Source organism: Mycolicibacterium houstonense (assembly GCF_900078665.2).
Taxonomy (GTDB): Bacteria; Actinomycetota; Actinomycetes; order Mycobacteriales; family Mycobacteriaceae; genus Mycobacterium; species Mycobacterium houstonense.
The window spans coordinates 215,343-220,014 of record NZ_LT546208.1 but is presented as its reverse complement, the minus strand read 5'-3'; the positions used below and the strand labels follow the sequence as shown (position 1 = coordinate 220,014).

The 4,672-nt window shown below is 66.6% G+C and carries 5 protein-coding genes; 4 read left to right on the top strand and 1 reads right to left on the bottom strand.

Annotated features, from left to right (window positions below; translation table 11 throughout):
* Both BN4332_RS29005 and BN4332_RS29000 read left to right on the top strand, forming a co-directional pair.
* On the top strand, positions 1-718 hold a 718-nt coding region (locus BN4332_RS29005; RefSeq protein ID WP_160110947.1), incomplete at its 5' end, for an amidohydrolase family protein.
* A 51-nt stretch (positions 719-769) separates the two neighbouring features.
* Positions 770-1,735, top strand: a complete 966-nt coding sequence (locus BN4332_RS29000) for an alpha/beta fold hydrolase (RefSeq protein ID WP_235654324.1) — start codon at positions 770-772, stop codon at positions 1,733-1,735.
* Here the strand turns inward: BN4332_RS29000 and BN4332_RS28995 are convergent.
* Positions 1,680-2,297 carry a TetR/AcrR family transcriptional regulator gene (locus BN4332_RS28995; protein ID WP_066903196.1) on the bottom strand — a complete coding sequence of 206 codons (618 nt, stop codon included), beginning with the start codon at positions 2,295-2,297 and terminating at the stop codon, positions 1,680-1,682. The two genes, BN4332_RS29000 and BN4332_RS28995, sit on opposite strands and share 56 nt — an antisense overlap.
* Before the next feature lie 165 nt (positions 2,298-2,462).
* Between BN4332_RS28995 and BN4332_RS28990 the strand changes: the two genes are divergently transcribed.
* Together BN4332_RS28990 and BN4332_RS28985 are read left to right on the top strand one after the other, a co-directional pair.
* On the top strand, positions 2,463-3,413 hold the full coding sequence (locus BN4332_RS28990; RefSeq protein ID WP_066903199.1) for a metal-dependent hydrolase: 951 nt from the start codon (positions 2,463-2,465) through the stop codon (positions 3,411-3,413).
* Positions 3,406-4,572: a DUF7802 domain-containing protein gene (locus tag BN4332_RS28985; RefSeq protein ID WP_066903194.1), complete on the top strand. Its 1,167-nt coding sequence runs from the start codon at positions 3,406-3,408 to the stop codon at positions 4,570-4,572. The genes BN4332_RS28990 and BN4332_RS28985 overlap by 8 nt, the downstream gene beginning before the upstream one ends.
* The last annotated feature ends 100 nt before the right edge of the window (positions 4,573-4,672 follow it).

The window sequence follows — 4,672 nt, the reverse complement described above, 5'->3', positions numbered from 1 at the left end:
CGCGGATCCGGCGGTGCGCGCCGCGATCCTCGGTGAAGAGGATCTGCCGATCGATCCGAACAAGCTCTTCGACGGCATGTTCATGCTCGCCCAGAACGCCGCGAACCGGCTCTACCACATCGGCGAACCGCCGGATTACGAACCGACCTACGAGCGCACGGTCGCCGCGATCGCCGAGCAACGGGGGCTGGATCCGCTCGCGGCGATGTACGACCTGATGCTCGAGGCCAACGCCGGCGCCATGTTGATGTACCCGATGTTCAACTACTCGGACGGCAATCACGACGCCATCCGCGAGATGCTGACCCACCCGGCCGGCATCCTGGGCCTGTCCGACGGCGGCGCTCACTGCAGCATGATCTGCGACGCCTCGTACCCGACGTTCCTGTTGACGCACTGGGCCCGCGACCGCCATCGCGGTGAGAAGCTGCCGTTGGAGTACGTGATCCGCAAGCAGTCGCACGACACCGCGCAGCTGTACGGGATGTCGGACCGTGGCGTGATCAGTGTGGGCAAGAAGGCCGACGTCAACGTCATCGACCTGGACGCCCTGACCCTGCACGCGCCGAAGATGGTGCACGACCTGCCCGCCGGCGGAAAGCGTTTGGTGCAGGGCGCAAGTGGCTATGACGCCACGATCGTCAGTGGTGTGGTCACCCGCCGCCACGGCGCCGACACCGGGGCGCGCCCGGGCCGTCTCGTGCGCGGGACCCGCTGATCGACAGTGGGGTTCCGTTACGATCCGCGTCAGCGTCCGGTGCAACCTCCGGTGCCGGCCGCTGACGCTTTCACCATTCACACTGCCGTTGTCGCCGAAGGGGTTTCGCTGGCATTCGTCCGCGAGGGCATCGGCGGGGTGCCGCTGCTGCTGGTGCACGGATATCCCGAGACCAAGCGCATCTGGTGGCGCAACATCGAGGCCCTGGCCGCGGCCGGGTTCGAGGTGATCGTCCCGGACCTGCGTGGCATGGGGGACAGCTCGATCCCACCCGACGACCAGCACGACATCGTCACCTACTCGCGCGATCTGTACGCCTTGGTCCATGACGGGCTCGGGCACGAATCCTGTCTGATCGCGGCCAGCGACGTCGGCGCCGTCGTCAGCACCGACCTGATCCACCGCTATCCCGGATTCGTCACGGGCTTTTGTGTTTTCAACACGGTTCCGCCCATGGCCGTCGACTATTCGGGGATCGGCACCCAACATCCGGCATCGGTGGGCGGTGCGGCCGATCCCACGGCCGACTACCGCTGGATGCAGGGCGCTTTCCCCGACGAGCTGGCCGCGATGCTGCCCACGGCGACGGCACGCCGGCAGTGGGTCGCGGCGATGTACACCAATCGGCTGTGGGGATCACCCTATTCGTTCAGCCAGTCCGATGTGGATTTCATGACCGAGCCGTTCGGCGACGAGGCGCGGTTGCGGGCCGGGTGGGCGTCCTACCAACTCGCCTACGGCCGGGCCATGGCCGACATTCCACTGATGGACGCCGTCGATGTGCGCACGCTGGTGTTGTACGGCCCCGACGATCACGTGGTCGGCGAGGACTTCGTGCCGCGCACCGAGCGGGCGTTTCGCAATCGTATTGGGCCGCTGGTGGTTCCGGGTGCCGGTCACTTCCTGCAATGGGAGCGTGCCGACATCTTCAATCAGCTGATCCCAGCGATTTTCGGCGACGTCATCGCGACCCGTCGGTTGGCTGGGCCAGAATCGACCCGCCCAGCCACCGTCTGAGGAAGCGGCGCAACTCTTCTCGGCTGCGGCCGGGGTCGTTGGGCGCGACGAAGAACGACAGCATGGTGCGCAGCGTGAATTCCACGAGCTCACGCAGCGCGGCTTCGTCGTACCCGTACTTCTCCCAGTCGACGTCGAAGCGGGTGATCATCCGCATACCGAATGCCTGGCCTTCGTCGGAGGCGACGTTGACCGAACTGGCCGCGGCCTGCGGCCCGGACAGCATGATGCGCAGATGCGGCACGCGGGCCACCTCCTCCAAGGTGAACATGACGCCTTCGGTCATCGCCTCGGCCGGATCGGTGATGCCGCGGACGCTCTCGGCGAGCCGGTCGAGAAATCCGTCGACCGTGGCGATGGCCGCCGCGTGCATCAGGGACTCGGCGGTGGGGAAGTAGCGGTACACCGTCTGCCGGATGACGCCGAGCGAACCTGCGACGTCGGCGATGCTGATCCCGGTGCCGGTCTCGGCGATCAGCTGCACCGCGGCGGCCACTATGCGTTCGGAGGCTTCCTCGTCGCTGGCGGGCGGCCGCCCGTCCCACCCGCGCCTACGCGCCATGGTTGCGATCTCCGGCCGCCAACATCCCTGCAGGATATCGCCACTCCGGCGTTGACGGCCCGCACCCGCGTGTAGTAATCATACAAACGAAGCGTTGTTTGTATGATTGGTATCGATCGGCAGGCAATCGCGGTGCGAACAGTCGAGACAAGCGAGGTGCCGAAGATGACTGATCTGATCGTGCGGAAGATGAGGTTCGCGTTCGCGGACCACCGCGTCCCGTTCCTGTGGAACGAGACCAACCCGGCCTTCTCGTCGATGGCCAACGCGGTGTCGTTCCTGGCCATCGCCTTCGAGAAGATGATCGGTCACATGATCACCGAGGCCATGCCGTTCATCACCGACCCGGAGGTGGCCGAGGAGGCGCAGGCCTTCGTGCGGCAGGAAGGCCAGCACGCGATGGCCCACCGTCAGCACGCCAAGGGGCTGATCAAGACCTACCCGGGTCTCAAGGAGACCCTCGACGAGGTGATCAAGGCGTTCGACGACCTGACCGCCGAAACCCCGCTGAAGTACCGGCTGGCCTACACCGCCGATCTGGAGGCGACGTTCACCCCGGTGTTCAAGCTGATGCTCGACCATGACGACACCCTGTTCGCTCCGGGCGACGACCGGGTGGCCTCACTGTTCCTGTGGCACTTCGTCGAAGAGGTCGAGCACCGCAGCTCGGCGCTGATCATCTACGACGCGGTGGCCGACGACCCGTGGTACCGGATGCGGGTCGCGCCGTCGATCTTCAAGCACGTGTGGGCGGTGCTCAAGGTGGCCTGCGACGGCTTCAACAAGCATGTGCCGCTGGAGGAACGCAAGATCGACGCCATGTCGATGTTCGGTATGCAGGCGAGGAGAAAGGCTCTGCTGCAGAAGCTTCCGTTCACCAAGACGCCGTACGACGGCCCGGTGGAGAACGCGTTCGCACACCTGCCGGTGCGCGAGATGCTGACCGCGCTGGCCGGCGTCGTGCGCAGCCAGGTCCCGGGCCACAACCCGGCCCACGAGAAACTGCCGGCGTTGGCCGGCGAGTGGTTCCGGCGCTACGAGGACGGCTACGAGGTGACCCAGTGGTACACCGCCGGTGAGGCGACGGAGAAGAAGGCGAGCGCAGCCAATGTCTGATCTGTGTACCCCGACCTTCTCGGGTCTGGCCGAGCGCCTGGGCTTTTCGTGTGAGACCGCCGGCGGGCTGGTCGAGTTCCGCAACCCGTTCGGTCTGGAGAACTGGACGCTGCCGGTGCTGGAGGTCACGGTGATCGCCGGGGCGATCCTCGCGCTGGTGTACGCGATCGTGCGGATGCGCCGGCACAACGATCCGACCAATTTGGTGCTGTGGTTCGGCGCCATCGCCTATCTGTTGATCATCGAGCCGCCGCTGTACTTCCCCGGTGCGTTCGGGATCAGTGAGCACGTCGACACGATGTTCGCGCACAACGTGTTCACCGTGGACTTCCTGTGGGGCCGGCTACCGCTCTACATCGTCGCGATCTATCCGATGATGGCGACCGTCGCCTACGAGATCGTCCGCATGCTCGGGGTGTTCCGTCGCCGGGGGGTGCTCGTCGGCGCGGTCTGCGTGGGCTTCGTCCATCACGCGTTCTACGAGATCTTCGACCACATCGGACCGCAGCTGCGGTGGTGGGAATGGACGCTGGAGCATCCGATGAACCAGCCGTTCTTCGCCTCGGTGCCGCTGCCCAGTGTGGTGGTGTTCGCCGCGCTGTGGCCGATGTCGTTGGCCTTCTGCGTGCAACTGTTCGTCGGCCGCCACGTCGATGACGGCAGGACGTTCAGCGGGTGGGCGATCCTGGGCCGCACCATCGTCGTCGGCGTGCTGGCCTCGATCGGGACCGCGGTGCTGCCCATGCCCGCCACCATCGGCGCCACCATCTCGGGCAGCACCACGGTGGGCGGGGTGATCTACGCCGCCGAGCTCGTCGTGCTCACCCTCGTGGCGGTCCCGGTGTTGTTCGGTCAGTGGACGACCATGCGCAACGATCGCGACCCCGCGACGGTGCGTTACTCGAACCCGCTCATCCTGCGTTACGCCGCGGTGTACCTCGCGGTGATGACGGTGCTGTGGCTGACCGCGCTGCCGGCCTACTTCGGCGCGGTCGATGGCCTCACCGCCGACGGCGACCCGATCGGCAGCCTCGCCTACACGGTGCTCTGCCTGGTGATCGCCGGATCGTCGATTGCCGCCGCGGCCACCGCACATCCGGCTCGGCAACCGGCCGATGTGGTGACGGCGGGCGAATCCACAGGCGCGCCACAGAGCTGACCGGGCGGGTGATGAGGCAGAATTGCGGGGATGCCGACACCGCCGCAACGCCCCGGCGACCCTGGCCGGCGAGGCCGCGGTCCGGTGCCGCCGCCTGACC

Bases quoted from the DNA above. Each gene is read 5' to 3' on its own strand.
- BN4332_RS28995 (WP_066903196.1), bottom strand. From the start codon at position 2,297: ATGGCGCGTAGGCGCGGGTGGGACGGGCGGCCGCCCGCCAGCGACGAG.
- BN4332_RS28990 (WP_066903199.1), top strand. From the start codon at position 2,463: ATGACTGATCTGATCGTGCGGAAGATGAGGTTCGCGTTCGCGGACCAC.
- BN4332_RS28985 (WP_066903194.1), top strand. From the start codon at position 3,406: ATGTCTGATCTGTGTACCCCGACCTTCTCGGGTCTGGCCGAGCGCCTG.